20 protein-coding genes and 1 riboswitch are annotated in these 20,938 nt (G+C 45.5%); of the genes, 2 read left to right on the forward strand and 18 right to left on the reverse strand.

Annotation, left to right across the window (positions count from 1 at the left end; genetic code table 11):
- The 12 genes from ACMQ5W_RS11955 to ACMQ5W_RS12010 form a co-directional block, all read right to left on the reverse strand.
- Positions 1–801 (reverse strand): hypothetical protein, encoded by an 801-nt coding sequence (locus tag ACMQ5W_RS11955; RefSeq protein ID WP_419025357.1) that lies wholly within the window; start codon positions 799–801, stop codon positions 1–3.
- Between the two features lie 88 nt (positions 802–889).
- Positions 890–1,681, reverse strand: a complete 792-nt coding sequence (locus ACMQ5W_RS11960; RefSeq protein ID WP_419025358.1) for a hypothetical protein — start codon at positions 1,679–1,681, stop codon at positions 890–892.
- 163 nt (positions 1,682–1,844) lie between these two features.
- Positions 1,845–3,140: a sensor histidine kinase gene (locus ACMQ5W_RS11965; RefSeq protein ID WP_419025359.1), complete on the reverse strand. Its 1,296-nt coding sequence runs from the start codon at positions 3,138–3,140 to the stop codon at positions 1,845–1,847.
- 9 nt (positions 3,141–3,149) lie between these two features.
- Positions 3,150–3,878 carry a LytR/AlgR family response regulator transcription factor gene (locus ACMQ5W_RS11970; RefSeq protein WP_419025360.1) on the reverse strand — a complete coding sequence of 243 codons (729 nt, stop codon included), beginning with the start codon at positions 3,876–3,878 and terminating at the stop codon, positions 3,150–3,152.
- 204 nt (positions 3,879–4,082) lie between these two features.
- Entirely contained in the window at positions 4,083–4,607 is a 525-nt protein-coding gene (locus ACMQ5W_RS11975; protein WP_148490982.1) for a nitroreductase family protein, read from the reverse strand.
- Positions 4,608–4,698: 91 nt separating this feature from the next.
- Entirely contained in the window at positions 4,699–5,895 is a 1,197-nt protein-coding gene (gene cytX / locus ACMQ5W_RS11980) for a putative hydroxymethylpyrimidine transporter CytX (RefSeq protein ID WP_419025361.1), read from the reverse strand.
- A complete protein-coding gene (gene thiD, locus ACMQ5W_RS11985) occupies positions 5,888–6,694 on the reverse strand; it encodes a bifunctional hydroxymethylpyrimidine kinase/phosphomethylpyrimidine kinase (RefSeq protein ID WP_419025362.1) in 807 nt (268 codons plus the stop codon). The genes cytX and thiD overlap by 8 nt, the downstream gene beginning before the upstream one ends.
- A gap of 196 nt (positions 6,695–6,890) precedes the next feature.
- Positions 6,891–7,532, reverse strand: coding sequence for an HAD family hydrolase (locus ACMQ5W_RS11990; RefSeq protein WP_419025363.1), 642 nt, complete (start codon positions 7,530–7,532; stop codon positions 6,891–6,893).
- On the reverse strand, positions 7,529–8,176 hold the full coding sequence (thiE, locus tag ACMQ5W_RS11995; RefSeq protein WP_419025364.1) for a thiamine phosphate synthase: 648 nt from the start codon (positions 8,174–8,176) through the stop codon (positions 7,529–7,531). The genes ACMQ5W_RS11990 and thiE overlap by 4 nt, the downstream gene beginning before the upstream one ends.
- Positions 8,163–8,984: a hydroxyethylthiazole kinase gene (gene thiM / locus ACMQ5W_RS12000; protein WP_419025365.1), complete on the reverse strand. Its 822-nt coding sequence runs from the start codon at positions 8,982–8,984 to the stop codon at positions 8,163–8,165. The genes thiE and thiM overlap by 14 nt, the downstream gene beginning before the upstream one ends.
- Before the next feature lie 230 nt (positions 8,985–9,214).
- Positions 9,215–9,324: riboswitch (TPP riboswitch) on the reverse strand.
- Positions 9,325–9,358: 34 nt separating this feature from the next.
- Entirely contained in the window at positions 9,359–9,922 is a 564-nt protein-coding gene (locus ACMQ5W_RS12005) for a cysteine hydrolase family protein (protein WP_419025366.1), read from the reverse strand.
- A 148-nt stretch (positions 9,923–10,070) separates the two neighbouring features.
- A complete protein-coding gene (locus tag ACMQ5W_RS12010) occupies positions 10,071–10,967 on the reverse strand; it encodes a LysR family transcriptional regulator (RefSeq protein ID WP_419025367.1) in 897 nt (298 codons plus the stop codon).
- Positions 10,968–11,100: 133 nt separating this feature from the next.
- Here ACMQ5W_RS12010 and ACMQ5W_RS12015 point away from each other — a divergent pair, with 133 nt between their 5' ends.
- Together ACMQ5W_RS12015 and ACMQ5W_RS12020 are read left to right on the forward strand one after the other, a co-directional pair.
- Positions 11,101–11,364, forward strand: a complete 264-nt coding sequence (locus tag ACMQ5W_RS12015; RefSeq protein ID WP_419025368.1) for a hypothetical protein — start codon at positions 11,101–11,103, stop codon at positions 11,362–11,364.
- Between the two features lie 99 nt (positions 11,365–11,463).
- The gene (locus ACMQ5W_RS12020) at positions 11,464–11,637 is read left to right on the forward strand and encodes a hypothetical protein (protein WP_419025369.1); all 174 of its coding nucleotides are present in this window, start codon (positions 11,464–11,466) and stop codon (positions 11,635–11,637) included.
- A 217-nt stretch (positions 11,638–11,854) separates the two neighbouring features.
- Here ACMQ5W_RS12020 and ACMQ5W_RS12025 read toward each other — a convergent pair whose 3' ends face one another.
- From ACMQ5W_RS12025 to ACMQ5W_RS12050, 6 genes are all read right to left on the reverse strand, one after another.
- Complete coding sequence (locus ACMQ5W_RS12025; protein WP_419025370.1) at positions 11,855–13,261, reverse strand: alanine/glycine:cation symporter family protein; 1,407 nt, start codon at positions 13,259–13,261, stop codon at positions 11,855–11,857.
- Positions 13,262–13,471: 210 nt separating this feature from the next.
- Positions 13,472–16,975 carry a M14 family zinc carboxypeptidase gene (locus tag ACMQ5W_RS12030; protein WP_419025371.1) on the reverse strand — a complete coding sequence of 1,168 codons (3,504 nt, stop codon included), beginning with the start codon at positions 16,973–16,975 and terminating at the stop codon, positions 13,472–13,474.
- A 211-nt stretch (positions 16,976–17,186) separates the two neighbouring features.
- Positions 17,187–17,624, reverse strand: a complete 438-nt coding sequence (locus ACMQ5W_RS12035; RefSeq protein ID WP_419025372.1) for an Rrf2 family transcriptional regulator — start codon at positions 17,622–17,624, stop codon at positions 17,187–17,189.
- The gene (locus ACMQ5W_RS12040) at positions 17,621–18,280 is read right to left on the reverse strand and encodes a DUF1638 domain-containing protein (RefSeq protein ID WP_419025373.1); all 660 of its coding nucleotides are present in this window, start codon (positions 18,278–18,280) and stop codon (positions 17,621–17,623) included. The genes ACMQ5W_RS12035 and ACMQ5W_RS12040 overlap by 4 nt, the downstream gene beginning before the upstream one ends.
- Positions 18,281–18,526: 246 nt before the next feature.
- Entirely contained in the window at positions 18,527–18,778 is a 252-nt protein-coding gene (locus ACMQ5W_RS12045) for a hypothetical protein (RefSeq protein ID WP_419025374.1), read from the reverse strand.
- Between the two features lie 15 nt (positions 18,779–18,793).
- On the reverse strand, positions 18,794–20,176 hold the full coding sequence (locus tag ACMQ5W_RS12050; RefSeq protein ID WP_419025375.1) for an MATE family efflux transporter: 1,383 nt from the start codon (positions 20,174–20,176) through the stop codon (positions 18,794–18,796).
- Between the last annotated feature and the right edge of the window lie 762 nt (positions 20,177–20,938).

Here is a 20,938-nt window from a genome sequence, read left to right on the forward strand (position 1 = left end):
TTATAAATAATCTCCTTTCCAAGATTGAACGACCTTTACCTGCTTTCCAGTCTTATCAATCTCTGAACACTTTACATAATTATACATTTTAAAAGACTTTTGCAGGTTTTTCCCACCGGTGGAAACGGTCACTGTAAAGATGCAATTTGAAGATGCTGTTTCTCCAACTTTAGCACTTCGTTTTGGCTCATAAACGCTTCCTTTTGCCACAGTAGCCAAACCACCACCATTTCCCCAGGCTTCTACGTAACGTGGCGTTATTCCGGTAGAACCAAGCGTATAGTGATTGCACATATTCAAATTAAATGCCGCTACCAATAAGTTGCCTTCAAATGTTGAGGTGAACTTTCTGGCACCATAATCTTTCCACAAAGTTGTTGCCCCTGGCGTAGAAGCATATAGAGATGGGGTGTTTTGTTCCTTAGGATTCACCTCTACATAACAACCATCTCCTAAATCAATTCGCTCCTGTCCTCCTGTAAATTCACTGGAAAATTCTTCTCCAATCATCTCCATTTTTTCTTCCACGAAGGCGTCAATAACATCCACATCCGTCTTTTGCATCAATTCTTTCATCTCCATGGAGTCGCAATCAATATTTGGATTTTCCTTTTGCAGTTCAGCTAATTCAGCTTTAAATGCCTCCAATGTATTGATTGATGTCTCAGATGTTTCCCCTGCAAATGCGAAGCCTACTTGCGTAAATAGCAGCATTGCTACAGCAGTTATCACTGCTAATACTCTCTTTCTCATCTTTTCTCCCTTCTTTTCTCCGGTAGCATCAAATAGCTTCTGCTCCATTTAATACTATCCACTTTTAGAACTTTTTGCTTTACCGTATATATTTTAACCGCTTAAAATCTCTTCAATGGCAGCTATCTGCCGTTTATTATGACACCTTGGATAAACTCCAAGATTCTCTGACTTTTATCTTTTTATCGGTCTTGTTGATTGCTACATAACCGATAGTTGTGCTCAATCTATATTTATGTGTGTCTGATCCTGCACTTTTTTCTCTGATTATGTAATCACAATGCATGTTGACATCCGACGCACCAGGCGTTCTAGCAACACTATCCGTAATCTTAGGAGTTCCTGCATCTATCAATGTTTTAATTGACGTTACAGAACAAGAAGCCGACCCCGGTCTCTCATCAATGCCATTTGATGAAAGTGTATAATTATTTACTAATGTCATATATGCCGTCCCTACGATACACGCTACCGATGCCTTGGCTGTAAAAGATCTGCTTCCATATGCCTTCCACTGCTCATTGCTGGCTGCTGTTGCTCTTGTCATTACCTGTGTCATTCCATTCGTCTGATCTTGTTCACAATCACTCAATTCTACTGTCATGACGCATCCGTCGCCCAGATCGAACGTCTGTGTTCCATAGGCTGATCCGTCTGGCATCGTCTGCATATTCGCACTAAAGTTCTGACCGTTGATGAGCTTTGCTGCCTTATCCATCTTCTCTTCCATAAACTCTGCAACGACCTCATCCTTGGCATTCTCGACTAGTGCCGCTTTTTCCGACATCGATAAGTTATCCCCTAGGGCTTTCTTTAGCTGGGCAACAGTCTCAATATGCATCGTTTCACTTTCTGCAAATGTAAACGCTGACGTGAAACTCATCACCATCGCTATACTTATAATCATAGTTAATAATTTTCTTTTCATTTGTTCCTCCAAAATACTATTTTCTTTATATCTAAATATTACAATATTTCTGACAAGGTTTTCAAGCACTGTTCAATAAGTGTCGAAAATTTGCAATAAGTGTATTTTTGATCATAGGTAAAAAAATAACGAAACCGTTTAAATCAAACAGTCTCGCCATTTTTTATTCGTTTTTGCAGCCCCGCAGATATATCTTCGTTATCACAAAGCCTCTCGGATCAAATTCCCATGCTACACTGCCTCCGCTGCGCAGAGCCGCCTCACGCATGTTCTTGGTACCGAACCCATGGTTTTCTTTATCCTCTTTGGTTGTCTTGATAAATCCGTCTTCGATGGAAACTTTCCCATCTACTGAATTTATGATTTCAATAAAGGTAAAGTTTCCAAGAGATCTGATCTTAATCTCTATGGACTTCTCACCCTCACATTGCAGCGCTGCCTCATAAGCATTTTCTATACCATTAGAAAGCATGATGCAAAGATCTGTTTCTAGGATATCGACACCAGGTGGCATTTTTCCTATTATAGAAAACTTGATACCGCATTCTCTGCATTTGCTATAATATTGGTTAACGATAGCATCACAGATGATGTTATCAGTGCTGATGAAGTTGGCCTTTGATTGTATTTCCCCCAACTGGCCGACATACTTTGCCAATTCCTCATATTTTTCGCTGCCTGCCATATCCTGCATCACCAACAAGTGCTGGTTGTAATCATGACGGAACTTTCGCAGTTCTTTATCCCTACTTCCAATCATCTGATATTGCGCCGTCTGTTCCTTGATGCATTTTTGATTTAAGAGCAACATTCGTCCCAATTCCTTTTTCTGACTAATCAACCCTTGCACCAGTACAAAGGTTAAAATAATAAATATTCCAAGTAATCCACTCTTTGTCATATTCATTCCCTGAATCATATGCGCCCAGTTTGGATCCTCTGCACCAGAATATGCTGCTTGAAATTGAATCAAAAAAATACTTATGATAAAAGGCAGAAAAATTATAATACTCATCTTTTCGTTATAGAAATGGATTTTTTTCCTCTGCCTCTTTAGAAGCACTGAAATTAGTAGAATTCCTCCCGTGCAAACCAATCGTGCCATTAAGTCCGCTAATTGGAAATTGATATGAATAATATCGCCCCTCATTGCTAATGTTGCAATTCCCCAAGATAAGGTGTCAATCAGAGAAATAGATGTCACAATAAAAACACCCATGAGCAATAGGACTGTTTTTCTACCATAGAAAAATAAAATCGGCAACACAGCTAAGACCATTGGAAGAAGATATTCTAGCTCCAACGGCATATAATCATAGTAAATCACTCTGAGCACGTAGTCCAATGCGATCACGATGATTCCAATCACAATAGGGCTGCGCTTTTTTCGAAACTCGTAGCCCAAAACATATCTGAAGAGCAAAAAGACATTTAAGATTTCAAGTGTAAAGCTGATCATAGCCCTCTCCTAGGTGTATTTTCCCATTTTTTCGCAATAGGCGAGATATTTCGCCTTGCATTCCTTCTGCCTGCGCACGCTGATTTCGGTCGTAATATCAGACGCCTCCGCTTTTTCGGAAATTTTCACATCGCCCATGACAACTTCTTCGTCCCAAAATTCTTTGATATGGGCGCAGTTGACCAGTCTGCCGCTGCCTATGCGGATAAATCCATAGGCCGAAAGTTCTTCTTCCCAGGCTTTGATGCTCCTCTTTCCGCCGTCCTTTATCGTGCCATCCTTCAGCAGGAAATCGGAGTAGCCTTTGTTCGCTGTAAGCCACACGATATCTTTGGTGCTGGCAGACGTGCCATCGTCAAAATAAATCCGCTTATTCAGGGCAAGGTGCTCCATTGCCGTATCCAGGAAAATTGTCAATTCCTCCAGCCGCACCGGTTTGACAAGAAAGCCGATGACGTTAGTATTAAATGCCCTCGATATGGCATCCGCATAATTGGTTGCAAAGATAATCAAAGGCCCCCTGCTTTCCCTTGCAAGCTGATCTTTGAGTTCGATGCCGTTGGCCGTCGGCATCTCGATATCCAGCACCAAAACATCGGCGTCCGTTTCCCTAGCCTTGTTCGGATCTGTCGTTCCCTCAACAGTTCCTTCCATATTTTGAGACTCCAGATAAGTCTGGCATTTCCCCATGATGTCCTCTACTTCTCTCTCCTGGTCATCACATACGAGTATCTTCATCTCAATCCTCCGCTGATACAATATTGTCTTCTTACCAATATTCTACCATAATTGTACCGCGAAAGATAGTTTCCCTTTTGTGCTTTCATTCTATCTCGACCTGCTGTCAAAATGCAAGCCTGTTTCTATAACTGTCGATTTTTTGCAATAAGTGTATCTAAAAAGCACCGCGGATTTCAAATCTCCGCGGCGCTCTCATCACATCTATCTCACATATTCTACTTGAATCTTCTCTGTCGTCATTTCCCGTTCTTCCGGTTCCTTGGTCGGATAGCCGAGAATGATGCCGGCACAAGGCACGAAACCCTCTGGAACCTTCATGGCTTCACAGAGTTCTCTGTTGTATGTAATCGCTTTGATATTTCCTCTGATATAGCAGGAACCTAGTCCAATGTCAGTTGCAGTGATTGCCATGTTCTCTACCACACAGGATGCGTTGCACATGGAAAGCTCCACATCATCGGCTTTACCGGAAACCAAGATCAACGTCGGTGCGCCGTATAATGGATGCACGTTGGGATCACCAAAGAACTTGCTCCCCTCCGCGTCGATTTTGTCCAGCAGCTCTCTATTCTGAATGACCGTGAACTTCAACGTCTCATTTTTCCCCATTCCCACTGGTGCTGCGTTTCCGCCCTGCAGCACGATGGTCAGTTCCTTTTCCGAAATCTGATATGGCTTGTATGCTCTACAGGAGCACCTTCTTGCAACAGCTTCTTTCGTTTTCAAAAAATCATCTCCAATCTTTTGTCATGTAGTCATAGTCTGATATTTTCTATTATACACCTTTGAGACGCGCTGCGCAGTTTTTTTGTTGCCCCTAAGCCGCTTTTTTTCCGCTGGCCTTTGACCCATCTGACAGCAGTTTCCCGACGACACTAGCAATGACCAAGGTGATGACCATATCCGGCAAAGTGTTCCCGCAAGGAATATCCACCGTCATCAGGTAACGATAGAGGACAAAACCGATCGCCCACACGATCAAGTTGGCCCAGTTAAAACTCTCTTTGATATGATTGCGGTGCAGAACAAAGAAATCTGCAATGAGAATCGCAATCATCGGTGCAAAGACAGAGCCGATCAAGTAAAGGAAGTTCGTGATATCGTCCATCGGGAACAAGATTGCACAGATGGTTCCCACAACGGTCACTGCTACAGCAATCCACTTCCCATTCCACCTGGCAAAGATGGATTCTGCAGAAATGCCAGCAGAATAGGCATCCAAGAAGGTAGTGGTCACCGTAGAAAATACGATAATCAAAAGTCCCGCAATCCCCAGACCGGCTTTGACCATGATTTGTGCGATATCGTATTCTCCCGTAAAGATCGCCGCTCCCATGCCGATGACATACATCCAAGTGCTGACCAGTCCATAGACCACAGTGCTAGTCATGGTAGCGGCAAAAGGCTTCTCAGCCTCTCTGGTGTAGTCGCTGATCAGTGGCAGCCAGGACAGGGGCATGGCAACAGCCAGCTCCACAGCCGCTCCAAAAGACAAACTGTCATCAGGTGCCATGGCAACACCGCCCGCATCAAAAAAGATCACTTTGCACAATACCAGCGTGAGTACAAACAGTGCAGCCATAGCCACCGTATTGATTTTGCCCAGGTTGGTAATGCCGATCATGATCCAGAGAATGATCAGCACGCCGATGACCAGACACCAGATCCAGGCTCCAGTGTGGAGTACGCCGTTTGCCGCCAGGGCGCCGTCGTAAATCATGATGGCGGTCCACCCAATCAACTGCAGAACGTTCAAGATAGAAAAGAGCAGCCCGCCTTTATTGCCAAAGCTCATTTTCGCGGTTTCCATGGCGCTTTTTCTCGTCTGCGCGCCGATGTAGCCAGCCAAAAACAGCATCACACAGCCGATGATATGTCCGATGACAATGGCCATCAGACCTTTTGAGAATCCAAGTGGTGCAAAGTAGGTCCCAGTGAGAATTTCAGCAATGGAAACCCCTGCCCCAAACCAGATGAGACCATTAGCAAAGATTGAAGTTCGTTTCTCATTCATGGTCATCACCACCTTTAAGTACGTAAGCGTGATCCATCGGCCCGCAGCCCTGCCCCAAGTCCAACATGGCGGAGAGAGCGCCAGAGATATAGACCTTCGCCTCTTTTACAGCTTCCTCCAATGGCAAACCTTTTGCCAAGCCGGAAGCGATGGCACTGGAAAGGGTGCAGCCGGTTCCATGTGTATTGGCATTATCGATTCTCTTGCCGTAGAACCATTTGCTGCTCTGACCGTCAAAGAGCAGATCGTTAGCATCGCTGATCTGGTGGCCGCCCTTGCAGAGCACACTGCAGCCATATTTTTCATAAATCACCGCCGCTGCTTTCTCCATATCTCCATCGGTTTCGATAGTCATTCCCGAGAGCACTTCTGCTTCTGGTATGTTCGGCGTAATCACTGCTGCCAGGGGTATCAAATCGTCACACAGCGTCTCCACCGCATCGTCAGAAATAAGCTTTGATCCGCTGGTAGCGACCATGACCGGATCGAGAACAATGTTCTTGGCTTCATACTGCCGCAGTTTTTCCGCTATGATCTTGATCAAATCCCTCGAAGATACCATTCCGATTTTTATTGCATCCGGGTAGATATCCGTAAACACAGCATCCAGCTGTGCCGCCAAAAATTCTGGAGTCGCCTCCAATATATCGCTTACGCCGGTCGTATTCTGAGCAGTCAGCGCGGTGATTGCACTCATGGCATATACGCCATTTACAGTCATCGTCTTGATATCTGCTTGGATGCCGGCGCCTCCGCAGGAATCGCTGCCTGCGATTGTTAATGCTGTTTTCTTTTTCATAATTCCTCCATTAGCATTAATTTTATTAATGGCGCTTGTCACAGTTCGTGTGGAACCTAACCACACAAACTGCTGGAAGGCCTTATGCAGCTGTTTCCCAAGAATACGAGTTCTTGCCGATGTGCGATTGGTGAAACAGACTGCACGAGCGACAGAAAGTGGTGCCCCCGATCTGCCGCTATGAAATACCCACGTCTTATATCAGGGTGAATTCTGTCAAATCTTTTACATAGATGTCCGCGTATTGTTTGATTTCCTCTTGGTCAGCCTCGCTGACTTTGTCGTAAACGCCGACAATTTTAAAGCCCTCCGCCTTAGCCGTTTTGATAGAGTAAAGGCCGTCTTCAAAGAGCCAGGTATCTTCAATCGGTGTGCCCAGTGCCGCTACAGCTTCAAAGAAAATCTTCGGGTTGGATTTGCTCGCTCCCACTTCTCCGCAGGTCAGGATTACGTCAAAATAATCCTTGTATCCCAGCCGGTCAAAAGCTGCTTCAATACAGTATTTTTCCGTGGACGTAGCGATGGCCAGGGGAATTTTTGCACTTTTCATGCGGTCCAAAAGTTCCCGTGCACCCGGTTTAAAATCGGCGTCGTTAAAATAATGTCCTTCCACGATGCCATTGATGCCCTTAGCGATTTCCCGGCAGGATTGGGACAAACCGTAATTCGCTTTCAAGTATTCAGCTCCCATGTCCACCGTCATGGCAAAGAGTTTATCCCCCAACCTCGGTTCAGCCTCAATGCCAAGGGATGCCAGATAATTTGCCCCAGAATTGGTCCAGATCGGCATGGTGTCCAGTAACGTGCCATCTACATCAAAAATTGCTCCTTTTATCATTTCTTCTCCACCATTTCTTTTGTCACTTTCTTCAGTACCCTGGTCGCTTCTTCAATATCCTGCTGTCCAAAGATTGCACTGATGACTGCAATTCCGCAAATCCCGCTGCCAGAAAGTCTTGGCGTGTTCTCTTCCGTGATGCCGCCGATGGCGATGACTGGAATATTCACCGACTGGCAGATCGCCTTGAGGGTTTCATGCCTGACTTCGTCCGCATCATCTTTTGACCCCGTCGGAAAAACAGCTCCTACACCTAAGTAGTCTGCCCCTTGGGCTTCCGCCAATTTCGCCTGTTCTACAGTATGTGCCGATACGCCCAAAATCTTATCTGGTCCGATCTTCGCTCTGACATCGCCGGCTGCCATATCGCTTTGCCCCACGTGAACGCCATCGGCATCCATAGATACAGCAAGATCCACGTTATCATTGATGACAAAAGGAACATCGTATTGTGCGCATAGCGCTTTGATTTCTTTTGCTTCTTCCATAAACTTGGCTTCTTCCAGCTTTTTCTCCCGCAGCTGCATAAAAGTCGCTCCGCCTTTCAGGGCTTTTTCAACCACGCTATAGAGGGTCTCGTCCTCTGTCAGCCAATGGCGGTCTGTCACTGCATAAAGCAGCAGATCTTTCTTATCTAATCTCATATTTTGCCCCTTCTTCTAACTGTGCGCCATCCATATTGTAAATGGCGTCGATGATTCTGTTACGGTATGTTGCATTGCCGTCGCCTTCTTCCATGCGTCCGTATGCGATTTCTCCTGCCAGACCCATGGCGCAGACTGCAGCAGCCGCTGCTTCTAATGGCTCCTCCGGGTTTGCCACGAGAAAGGCACATGTCAAAGCAGACAGCTGGCAGCCCGTTCCCGTAATCAGCCCCATTTCCGGTCTTCCATTTCTGATGACATAGCACTTGCTTTCATCTGCTACCAAATCAATCGCTCCAGTAATGGCGATGATGCTGCCTGTCTTTGCTGCGAAGGCTTTGGCAAATTCGACAGTTTGGTCTAACGTCTCTTCTGTCACTGCATCTGCTACATCTGCATCCACACCTTTTGTGGTTCCCTCTCCAGTAGCAAGGGTCTTAATCTCCGAGATGTTTCCGCGGATTGCATCAAAGCGAATCTCGTCCATCAACTTGTATGCGGTTTGCGTTCTGATGGTACTGGCGCCTGCGCCTACTGGATCAAGGAGAACCTTGTGTCCCAGCTCGTTGGCCTTTTTGCCAGCTGCAAACATGGCGGGAATGGTATTTTTATTCAGCGTTCCGATATTGATATTCAGCCCGCCGCAGATAGCTGTAATCTCCGATGCATCGTCGATATCGTCGGCCATAATGGGGCTGCCGCCACAGGCCAGCAGCACGTTGGCCACGTCATTGACAGTCACATAGTTGGTGATGTTGTGAACCAGTGCACCGCAATCTCTCAAGTGGTCAAATCTTTCTTTTAACATGATTTTCATCTCCTTTTTTCAAATCTTCAAGGCTCTACAGGGGAATTTAACAAGCACCTCCGTGTTTGCACAGAAAAATTCACATGTGGCTAGGAAGCCAGTGGGTGAGACCCGGAGCGTACCTGTTGTACGTGAGGATCGAATACCACGCAGCTAACAACGCCACAGGGGAATTTAACAAGCAAAGCAAAAACTGCGCATTCGCCAAACCCCTGGCAAATACGCAGTTTAAAAGTCACGTAATATTTCCCTACGTTGGCATTATCCAAATCAGGTTATGGGTAAAAGCCATACAGCTTACTCTCAGCCCGCTTCAGCGTGGGCTCCCCTTGAATATGTTTCTATTATACAACGATGTTCAAAAAATGCAACCTTTATCGAAGGATTACTGCGCCGATTCTCTCCATGTCCTCCATATTCACTCTCTGAATTTCCTCTGTGTTAGAGGAACAGCACTTCTCAATGACGATGGTTTTGTAGTCCAAAGCGATGGCGTCATAGCAAGTGGTGCGGACACAGTTTGGCGTGGTGGTACCGATAAGAACTACAGTATCAATGTGCAGACGGCGCAAAATCAGATCTAACTCGGTCTGAAAAAATCCACTCCACCGGGGCTTGATGATGACGTAATCGCCAGGTTTGCGTTGGAGGCCGTCTGCCTCCTCAGCCCCTCCGATGCCTTTGGAGCCATGGGCAAGGGGTCTGCCCCCTTCATCCCAAGTCTGATAACGGGTAAACTCCACATCACTGCCATCAGGCCTGTAATGGCGCTTGACCCAGAAGACAGGGCTGCCTGCCTCACGCGCCGCTTCAATCGCCTTCGCACAGGCCGGCACCGTGGCTTTCGCCCCTTTGACGCAGAGCGGTGCACCTGGCTCCACAAACGCCTTTTGCATGTCGATGATGATGAGTGCTGTATGATTATTGAATATTTCCATATGTCTTCTCCTTTTCTCCATTGTAGCACAGCCTATCCGATTTCAAAATCTTTATCTGCTGCCAGGACTTTGCTTTGACAAGGTCCTATCCGTCATTTGAGCCAATAGGGGCGCACTACAGATCCGCGCGTTTTCTGACAGTAGATCATTAATATGCTACACCTGCATGCTTTTTAACGAGGTCAATGAAAATTCTCATCTGTGGAGTGATCCATTTATTCTTATGATAAATCAATTGACTCCACATCTGAATAATGGGGATATCGGTGGTTATCACGGTTAAAATTCCTGTATCAAGGTACTCCTGCACCAGATACTGCGGCAAAAAAGAAATGCCGGCTTGCTGCTGCAGCAGCTTTATGATGACATCGGTATCTCCAATTTCTAAAAAGGGGTGTAACTCCAGCCCCTTCGCGGCCAACAACTGTTCCAGATCGTCACAATAGCTGACGCCCCTCGTTGTAAGAATCAGCGGTTCTTCAAGGAGCCGTTCCATCGGGACATTCTTTTTACCCGCCAGCGGATGAGAAGGATAAGTAACAAAGACGATGGTTTCCGGACGCTCAAACACTTTGATCCACTCCGAAGAATAAAGCTTTCTATCCAGGAAATATAGAAGATCAACGTCATTTTGCCGCATCATATCTAATAATTCTGTTACAAATCTCGAGGTTTCAATGCTGGTCTCTACCTGCGGGCACAAGGTTCTGAATTCTAAAAGAACCGGAGGCAGCACTCCCATCGACAATGAGGCAATGGAACCGATGCGCAGTTTCCCGGAAGGATTCTCGTCCTTATGGACAAAGGTACTGGCATCCTCTGCCGCCTTCAACACCTTCATCGCGTGATCCATAAACCGAATACCGTGCTCTGTTAGTTTTATATGTTTTCCGATTCGATCAAAGAGCTGCGTTCCCAGCTCCTCCTCCAACTGCTTGATCTGCACCGTAACCGCTGCCTGTGAATAGCCAAGTTGATCTGCGGCCTTTGTAAAGCTCTGCAGCTCAGCCACTCGCAAAAACGTTCTGATATTTCTTATTTCCATTTCGCCCACTCATTATTTTTTTTAAATTATTCCATAAAAACCATTAATTTTACAAATCAACATCCTAATGTTATTCTATATTCACAAAGAAGTCAATGCATTGATTACAAATTTTTTTAGAAGGGAGCCACACATGAAAAAAAATGTTTCCATATACGGCTGGATCATGCTGGCCAGCCTTGTCCTGGTCATCGCTGTCACCTTTATCATTTGTCTGGTGCAGCTCAGCGTTGCCGTCCGCAGCACCTTGTTCATTGCAGATGGAGTCTTTGCTGCCATGTTCACCATCTGTCCGACGATGATTACAAGGGATAGCTTACAAGTCGAACACGAATTAGAAAGAAGAAATGATTTAGGCAGCAGACTATCAGGCAAAGCAATACGTCAAAATAATTGAACTATTAAATCAAATCATTCAATTATACAAATGTGTTGTTTAGTGTTATTCTGATATTAGAAAGAATATTACCGAGAACAAAAATTGGAGGAACATCTCATGAAAAACAATACTTATATCAAAATGATTACAATCAGTTTTATTCTTGTCATAGCTATTACCTTTGCCATTTGCCTTGCTGAACTGACAGGCGCGGCTTTCTACGCTTTGGTTGCTGCCGATGTGATTGCCGCAGCAGTTTTCGTCGGTGCAACGGCAGTCCTGTCAAGATGAGGGACTTTCCCCATCAAAAATCGCCTAAAGACGAACAACTGCTCTCCAGGCAATTTCTTTTTAGCTATATCATCTTTATTTCCAAACGTCAGTGTCTGCCCAGCACTAATTACAAGAAATCAACTTAAGTGACATTGATAAATCCTAATAAATTGAATAAATGCAGATGAAAGAGACGCTTCCGAAATTCGGAGCGTCTCTTTCAATAATAGTCCTTCTATTTCCAAACGTCAGTATTATGGAGCCCGATACTGGCAGCCTTGAATACAGGGTTCTTGCCTTCCCGTTTCTGGGACACGTAATCGTCCAGCGCTTTGATGGCGATACCGCCGAGACAGAACATGGCCAGGATGTTCACCACGGCCATACCGGCCATCAAAATATCGGCCATATTCCAAGCGATTTCCAGGTTTGCATTTGCACCGACAAATACCATCACCACGGCCAAAATTCTAAACACAGTGAGGAACAGCTTATTCTCACTGATAAATTTAATGTTGAACTCCGCATAGAAGTAATTCCCGATGAGAGATGTAAAGGCAAACAATGCTACGGAGACAGTAATGATACCTACGCCCACCTCTCCAAACATGGACTGCACCGACTGCTGTACGAGGGGAATTCCGTTCAACTCGCCGCCGACTGTATACTGTCCTGTGCAGAGTACGATGAACACGGTCGTTGAGCAGATAACAAGGGTATCGATAAATACAGAGATGACCTGAACCAATCCCTGTTTGACAGGATGGCTTACATCAGCAGAAGCCGCAGCATTGGGCGCGGAACCCATACCGGCCTCGTTGCTGAACAGCCCTCGCTTTACGCCCCAGACCATGCAGGAGCCGGCAAACCCGCCAAAAATAGATTGAAAATCAAATGCTTGCCTAAAAATCTCGCCAAAAATTGCAGGCAGATCTGCCACATGTGCAAAAGTGATAATTAATCCGATGATGATGTAAATGCATGCCATGATCGGAACTAAAACCGATGACACGATGCTGATTTTCTGTGCCCCTCCAAAGAACAATAACGCTGAAATCAGCGCTAATACGCCGCCTGCAATCAATGCTGCTGTCTGGTAATTGCCGCCTACGTAATGCTCCAAAGACGAAGCGATATTATACGACTGCAGCCCGTTGAATCCAAAGGCAAAAGTCACAACCAACAGTACGGCAAAAACAACGCCCAGCCATCTTGCGTTCATCGCTCTATCAATGTAGTAAGCAGGTCCGCCTTTATAGATTTCCCCTTCTCTCTGTTTATAAATCTGCGCTAAAGTCGATTCGATAAAGGCAGATGCTGAACCGATAATGGCCATGATCCACATCCAGAATACTGCGCCCGGACCGCCAGCCACAATGGCTGTTGCAACGCCGGAAATGTTGCCGGTCCCTACTCTGGATGCCGTAGCAATCATCAGCGCTCTGAAAGAAGAAATTCCGCCATCGTGGCTCTTCTCCGTCAAAACTCTGATTCCTTCTGGAAATAATCTCAGCTGAACAAATTTTGTGCGAACTGTGAAAAATATACCAGTTACAATCAACAGCCAAAATAGCACGTTACTGTAGATCCAGCCATCTACCTCTCCCGACCATGCCGTAAAGGCATCCATAAATTTCTCCATATGTTTGTCCTCTCCTCATTCAATTCTAAATACATCCTAAATATATTGTTTGTTCCTCTATAACGATTCTGTCAAAACAACCCGATAATTATACCATACCGTTAAATCCCATACAACAAAAATGTTTTTTTATTGTTTAATGTCTTCAAAAAAACAAAATAGCAGTGAGCCGGCGATTTTCCTGCCGGCTCACTGCCACTGTTATATATTTTATTTTAAATTATAAACTCTGTTCGCCTGATTGGACCACTTAGTGTAGTATGTCTTTCCACCGATCTTTCTCACGCCTCGAACCTTGTAATAGTAACGGGTTCCTTTCTTCAGGCTCTTACTGTCTGTGAAAGATACGGTCTTGGCGTTCTTCGTCACATAGTGTGCCTTGCTGCCGTAGCTGCTTTTCTTTGTGCTTCTGTAGACCTGATATTTATCCACCTTATAGCTGCCGCTCTTCTTCCAAGAAACCTTGATGCCCTTTTCTGCCGCAGCTGATTTTGCAGAAATAGTGGTATTCTGTACGCCTTTGATGGTCTTTGCGTTTGCAAAATCTTCACCCAGCATCTTTTCGTAGATGGCATTTGCTGCAAAGCGATAATCGTCCTGCTGATGAGCCTTGTTGGTCAAAGTGTTAGCAAACAACGTGACTTTCATACCGTCCTTTGCATAGTCAATGGCCTGTACTGTATTCTTGTACTTTTCAATATGTGCAGAGGACATAAAACCTTCAATTGGATAATCTGACGTCGTCTTGACCAAAACCTTTGCACCTTTCGGAACACTGGTGATATAGCTGCCACCGTACCCATACATGATGAAGTCTTTTTCCTTGGCATATTTTGCAGTTATCAGGCTGTCGCTTTCATAAGTAACTGTGGTCAATGCGTCATAACCTTTACCATCAACATATTCTACGCCGATGCCCATGGACTGCGCTGCCTTCAAGGCATTTGCCGTATATCCGACATACGGTTTTCCTTCCTTTACCAGAGCGATTTCTGCATCTGTCAGCGCGCGGTTTCCTACAATCACGTCTGCCTTTGCCGGATCACTGACGATGGTGAATCCCATCTGCTTTCCATAAGCGAAGAGATCCCAGCCCAGGTTGGTGTTCAATCTGTCCGAATAGTTTTTCACGCCGTAGGCTCCCTGTTCGTTGGACTCAAATGGTGACGCTGTTCTGCCCGGGATGTAGACCTTCACAGACTTCTTGATTACTTTTGCCTTCGGTGCAGTTTTCACCGAATATCCTTTCAAGATGTACTGATTCTTTACCGAATTGAAATCAGCTGTGGATACCAGGAATTCTCCTTTGTAAGTACCCGATACAACCATGCCGACGGACTTTCCTTTCTTGAGCAAAGCGTTGACCGCCTGAATGGCATCGACGCTGTTATTTCTCAAAATAGTGTAGTTCCCGCTGCCGGATTTGGCAGATTTGATGGCAGGTGCTTTAGTGACGGCCTGCATCTTAGAATCCTTAATCGCACCTTCCTTGGTGATGACTGCCATGTCAAAACCTCTCAGCTGCGAGAATGCAGTCAGCGGTTCGGAATAGAGATCGTTCCAATCCGTAATCACCACATTGGTATAGAGGGCTGCATTGGCCATGTTTCTCTTGGCCTGATGCATGTCTACGACGATGGAACCTTTGACATAGGTAACGCCGTTGATTTTCACATCTGCGGTCAGTTTCTTCAGCTTGACGTCATTTCTCAGCAGATATTCAACCATTTCTTTTGCCGCACGCATATCCTGCTGCTTGGATGACGTCATTGGAATAACGTAATATTCAGGGAAGAAGTTATCGTTTTCTTTATACTTCTTGCGGAATACGTCAGCTTCTGCCCCGATTTCATCGCTTTGACTTACATACCAAGGACGAATTGCGTCAGAGTCGATGTTTTCAATCCCTCTGCGGTAGAATTCCAGCTGGTTTGTAAACATTCTGTCTTTGTTCTCTGCTACAAAAGCAGCATTGCCGATGAAGCCGTATTTTATTGCGTCTACAGCTTCCTGGCTTCCATAGGGAACTTCAACTGTAAACGCGTTGACGCCATGTAAGAATGCGTACTGCGGCGTATAGCTGGTAGACATGTCGTCAAATGGAATCCAGTTCTTCTTTCCGCTCTTATCTACTTCCAGATAGTCGCGCATAGGAACCTGGAAACTGTTGATTTTCTCGTTATTGGCGATTGCAGTAGCACCAAAGTTCTCTCCCTGGGTCAAGGCTGTATCCATGAATAAGTCGTATTCTGCATTTGGCTCGTGGGTTGGGGAGCAAGGTTCTACCTGGAACTGCTCATAAAATCCGTGAATTTCGTGGAAGGAAACCGGATTCCATTTTGCTATCAATGCAGTCATCGCCTGGGTTTCAGCCTGGGTTTGATAAGTATTGTCTCTGTTCAGGTCGAAATAGTTTGAGTTGGTACGCGTAAAATTCGTTCTTCCGTCAACATTCTCTGACGGTACAACGATAAAGAAAATGTCATTGAGAACGTCTTTCACATCCAGGTTGACATCCTTCATGTTGTAGTATTTTGCCATTTCTTCATCGGTCATGTTTACCGTCGCATCACTAGTTCTCGAATAAGACGATGCGCCCGACGAAGATGAAGTAGGCTCAACTTTTCCATTGCCGCGTATGTAGCCGACACCTGTTACTTTATCTTTGATCAGTTCGGACCATACTTTGCCCCTCTCTGCCATTTCTGATTTAACGGCGGCAGTTCCGGTGCTTGTCAATCCTGTAATCTTTGTATATGGGATTTTGCCGTTGCCTTCTGCCGCCCCTACCAGCGCTTCAACAAAGTCGAGACAGGAATCCGGACCGATGATTTCATCTGCATGAACATTGCTGTACATGACAGGTACTTTGTACTTGAGACTTCCGTTTTTGATTTCAGACTGCACCTTGGCAGGCTCCGTCTCTGCTCTCTTTGCCAATGCCTGGGAGTTGGACAGGTCGCTCGATGAAGCCGAGATAAAGATGGCTCTCATCGGATAGCCTGCTGATGAAGTTCCAATCTGTTCTACTTTGGCATAAATGCCAGCCGCATTGGCCCTTCTTGCCAGCTCGTCCATCTTCTTATCAACCTGACTCTGGGTATAGAAAGAATCGTATGGTCTGACCCATACAGAAGTTTCACTCAGCTTCACATCGCCGTTGGTGCAGGCAAGGGTGTATTCGCCCGTGTAGTCTAAGACTTTGTTCCTGACTACTTTGCGTCCTCTGCCGTCAACACCGTTATAGCCGAACATGGTCTTCGCGTCAAAAGATAACTGCAGATATACGGCATCCCCTTCAGTCACTGCAGTCTGTTTGATGTTTTGGAAAAGCGGCCCCCGTTCCTGGGCTTCTGTCTTTTCGCACTTCCAGTCTTCCAGTTTGCCGCCTAGATACTGATAGGGGAACATCGATGCGTCCTGCATCCCTGCATCCCTGCTCAGCGTCCACTGAAAGGCGCCATCTGTAATTGCTTTTTCAAGTTCTTCCTTAGTCATATCCACTTTTACTTTTGCCGTGAAAGATCTGGCGTCCAAAAGTGAAATTGCATCTTCGCCTGCCCCTGTATTATCAAATACTATCGCGTCCTGCGGCGCGGTCTGGTCAGCGGCGAAAGCAGGAACTGCCATAACAAAAGAGGACATCACCATTGTAATGGTAAGTACCATTGTCAGGATCTTACTTCTCGTTCTTTTTCGTCTAAAACAGTCCATGTTTACCTCCATTTCAAATTAAAGTGGTAATAAAAAATATCACAAATATAATATTTGTCAGCTTGAGTATAACCGCTCTGCCTATGCCCTGTCAACATCAAAATTAGAATCTTCCCATTATTCAGCATTCTTTCGTTAAATTACATTCAACTGTCCCAAAAAACGACATTAGACGTTGGTTTTCCAACGTCTAATGTGAAGTGTCCTTTGATTATTCCCGTCCAGCCCGTCTCCGTATTTCTGCAGCAACATCATATAGGCTGTAGCTGTCCAGAGAGTTCTCCAGCGCTTTTTGAGCTTCTGTCAGGGGCGTCTCTAAAGCGTCTTGGATATTATGTCCCACCCAGCATTTCTCGGAAGGGTTTTGGTGTACGTCAAAGATGACCTCATCTTTCTCTCTCACTGCTTTATAGATGTCCAACAGAGAAATCTCTTTAGCATCCTTTGAAAGGCTGAGGCCAGCAACACCGGGGCTCGCACAGATAAGTCCAGCCGTTTTCAGCTGGGAAGACAATCTTCTGACAACCACTGGATTTGTGCCTACACTCTTTGCGATGAGTTCTGAGGTAGACGGCATCGTTTCGTCCTCATTGAGAGCAGCGACCGCCAGAATATGAATCGCCATAGGAAACTTAGTATTGATTCTCATAGCACAAAATCTTCCTCTCTAAATATATCGCCTGCTTCACCGATCAGAAATTGGTGGTCCCATCTGCCGGAGACCAGTTTTTCCAGCAAAAGATTACTGCCATCCACATAACAGATCGGGCACTGAATCAAGTCCGCATTGGCCTTTGCTCTGTCTACATAATCTCTGCTGTAACAATCATACACCCCCGTGTCGATGATATCCACGCTCTTATAAGACGCAAACCATATGTCAAATACCATTAAGCCTTTTTCCTCACCATATCGCTCCACTAATTGCCGCCTTATATTGACAATGGATAAATCACTGTCCACGGTATCAGTCAGATACATATGACCACCCCTCTTGAGATTGGGATACCATTTGTCATCGGTGTGCATCAACAGCGTAATGCAGTCGTCTACCTTGGGCATGACCACTCTTACTGGCAGCGGTCTTTCAGACACGGAACCTCCGCAAAGTCCCATGGACAGAAGTACCGTGTCCACCTGTCCAGGCAATTTGTCCATGGCTTCAAAGACAGCTGCCCGCATTTCTTTTGGTTCTGCATGGAGCTTGCTGTCTAGTTCATAAACTTGGTATGAGGTATTCTCCTTTTTCTGCGCAGCATCGACATGTCTCCTGAGAGAACTGCATGTCATAATAATAGCAGCCATATACACCTCCTTCTTTTGTAACTATTATAGTTACAAGTTTGAAGATTGTCAAGGAAACTCTGCAGCCGATTATTTCACCGGCATTCTAAAGGCATTTGATCATGGTATGATGTGAAGCAAGCATAACAAACACCCGGCGCTTGTCTTCAAGGTCAATGAACTACCCGCGCTGATACAGATTGCATCCATCATCACACCCGTGGACAGTATAGCACATCGCGATATTTACCTGACAGTTTCTCTATCCTATAAAATCGGAACCCAATACTCAATTTGACTTTTCCCTTCTTCATCCACTTCCTCACCATATTTTGTAAAATCATATTTTACAGATTCGTTTAATCGACAGGTCGATTGTGGAAACCATATTTTATAAATGTAATCGGCAACGGGCTCTAAACTGTCTTGACTTTTAGTATATTCCTGTTCACCATAAAGCCCCAAATACTTCTTGTTCTTAAAATGCCTGTATTTCTTGCCTGACATGATTTCTCTCATCAGTATATCCTTTCATTAAAGCAGCCTTGCCACAGCCTGTTCGCGCAGCTTTTTCCTTACGATGAGGAAGGTGATGATATGTGCAGTCAATGTCAAAATCCAAGTAAACGGATAAGTGAGAAACAGCATATTCATCGTGTGATATTTTGGTATTTGAAAAATCGTAGCAAGCCATATGATTCTGATTCCGCAGACACCTACCAGAGACACGAGCATCGGTGTGACGGAACAGCCCATCCCTCTCAGAGAGCCGACCATGACGTCCATGGCGCCACACAGAGCATATGTCATAGCGATGATTTTTAATCTCTCCATTCCGGCATCGATTACCGCATCGCTAGGGGAGTAGATCCCCAGTAAGGTTCTGCCAAAGGTCACTGTGAGCATCCCCAGTACCAACCCCACTGCAACGACACAGAGTTCGCCCCTGGTAATGACCTTGTCAATGCGCTTAATCCGTCTAGCCCCCACATTCTGACTAGTAAAAGAAATTGTCGCCTGATAAAAGGCATTCATAGCAAAATAGATGAATCCTTCCAGATTTGCCGCTGCTGAATTTCCTGCTACGATAATGGCGCCGAAAGAGTTTACAGAAGCCTGTATCAACACGTTGGTCAGGGAAAAAATCACGCCCTGCACCCCTGCGGGCAGTCCGATTTGGAAGATAGCAGCCAGTTTATCTCTGTGAATTCGCATCTCTCGCGGAACCACACGAATCCCGCTGTCCACTTTTGTCAAACAGCGAAAGATCAGAATTGCCGAGAGCCACTGGGAAATTGCCGTAGCAGCACCAACGCCAGCTACATCCATTTTCAGTACAATGACAAAAAACAGGTTCAAGATCACGTTGATGACACCAGAAAAGGCCAGATAGTACAGCGGTCTGCGCGTATCTCCCACAGCTCGCAGGATGGCGCTGCCGAAGTTGTAGACCATCATGCCCGTCATACCCAGAAAATATACCCTCAGATAAGTTGCCGCCAGCCCCATGACCTCTTCGGGTGCCTTCATCCAAACTAAGACCTGCCTAGCTCCGATGAGTCCCAAAACGGTAAGCAGAATCCCGCTTATTACGCTGAGCATCATGGCGGTATGCACAGTGTCTTTCAGTTCTCTTTCTCTCCGTGCGCCGTAGTATTTAGCGACGGTGACATTGGCGCCGATGGACAGTCCAATAAACAGATTGGTCATCAGTGTAATTAAAGAAGTGTTGGACCCCACTGCCGCCAGAGAGTTATCTCCCGCAAAGCGCCCGACTACGATAATATCCGCCGCATTGAACAGCAGCTGCAAAATGCTGGAACACATCAAAGGCAATGAAAATATCAGCATCTTCTTCAACACAGGTCCTCTGACCATGTCAATCTCAAATGATTTCTTTTGTCGTTCTTCTTCCATAAATTCCTCTCAAATTTCATTCAATTTCTTAATCTAATCCTTATTTGCCTCTAGCATTATATTCCTCTGTTCACAAAGATACAAGGGCAGAAACTATATTTACTTTGTATACTTGACAAAGGGCGTGGGTTCTCGCTTCGCCAGTCCACAAAGCCCCGTCTGCAGTCCGCAACCGACTTGCTTCACAATAAATGTTCCATACTTTTTTTCTAAAGTGTCCAGCTGCGGACTGTTTGACAACTGAAACCGCCTTTGACAGTCTGCAACCGACCTGCTTCGCAATAAATGTTTCGTACATTTTTTCCAGAGTGTCCAGCTGCGGACTGTTTGACAACTGAAACCGCCTTTGGCAGTCCGCAACCGACCTGCTTCGCGATAAATGTTCCGTACTTTTTTTCTAAAGTGTCCAGCTGCGGACTGTTTGGCAGATGGAATCGCCTTTGGCAGTCCGCAACCGACCTGCTTCGCAATAAATGTTCCGTACTTTTTTTCCAGAGTGTCCAGCTGCGGACTGTTTGGCGGCTGAAATCGCCTTTGGCAGTCCGCAACCGACTTGCTTCGCAATAAATGTTCCGCACTTTTTTTCTAAAGTGCCCAGCTGCGGACTGTTTGGCAGATGGAATTGCCTTTGGCAGTCCGCAACCGATAGAGTCTGTATAATGGTGTAAATAAAAAAATAGAGCACATATCTATCAAATCGGTTAAAATGTTAATAACGACAAAAACAAAACCGGAGGTAATAGATATGGCTCAGATTAATTT

Origin of the sequence: Emergencia sp. (genome assembly GCF_048465375.1) — a bacterium.
GTDB lineage: Bacteria > Bacillota > Clostridia > Peptostreptococcales > Anaerovoracaceae > Senimuribacter.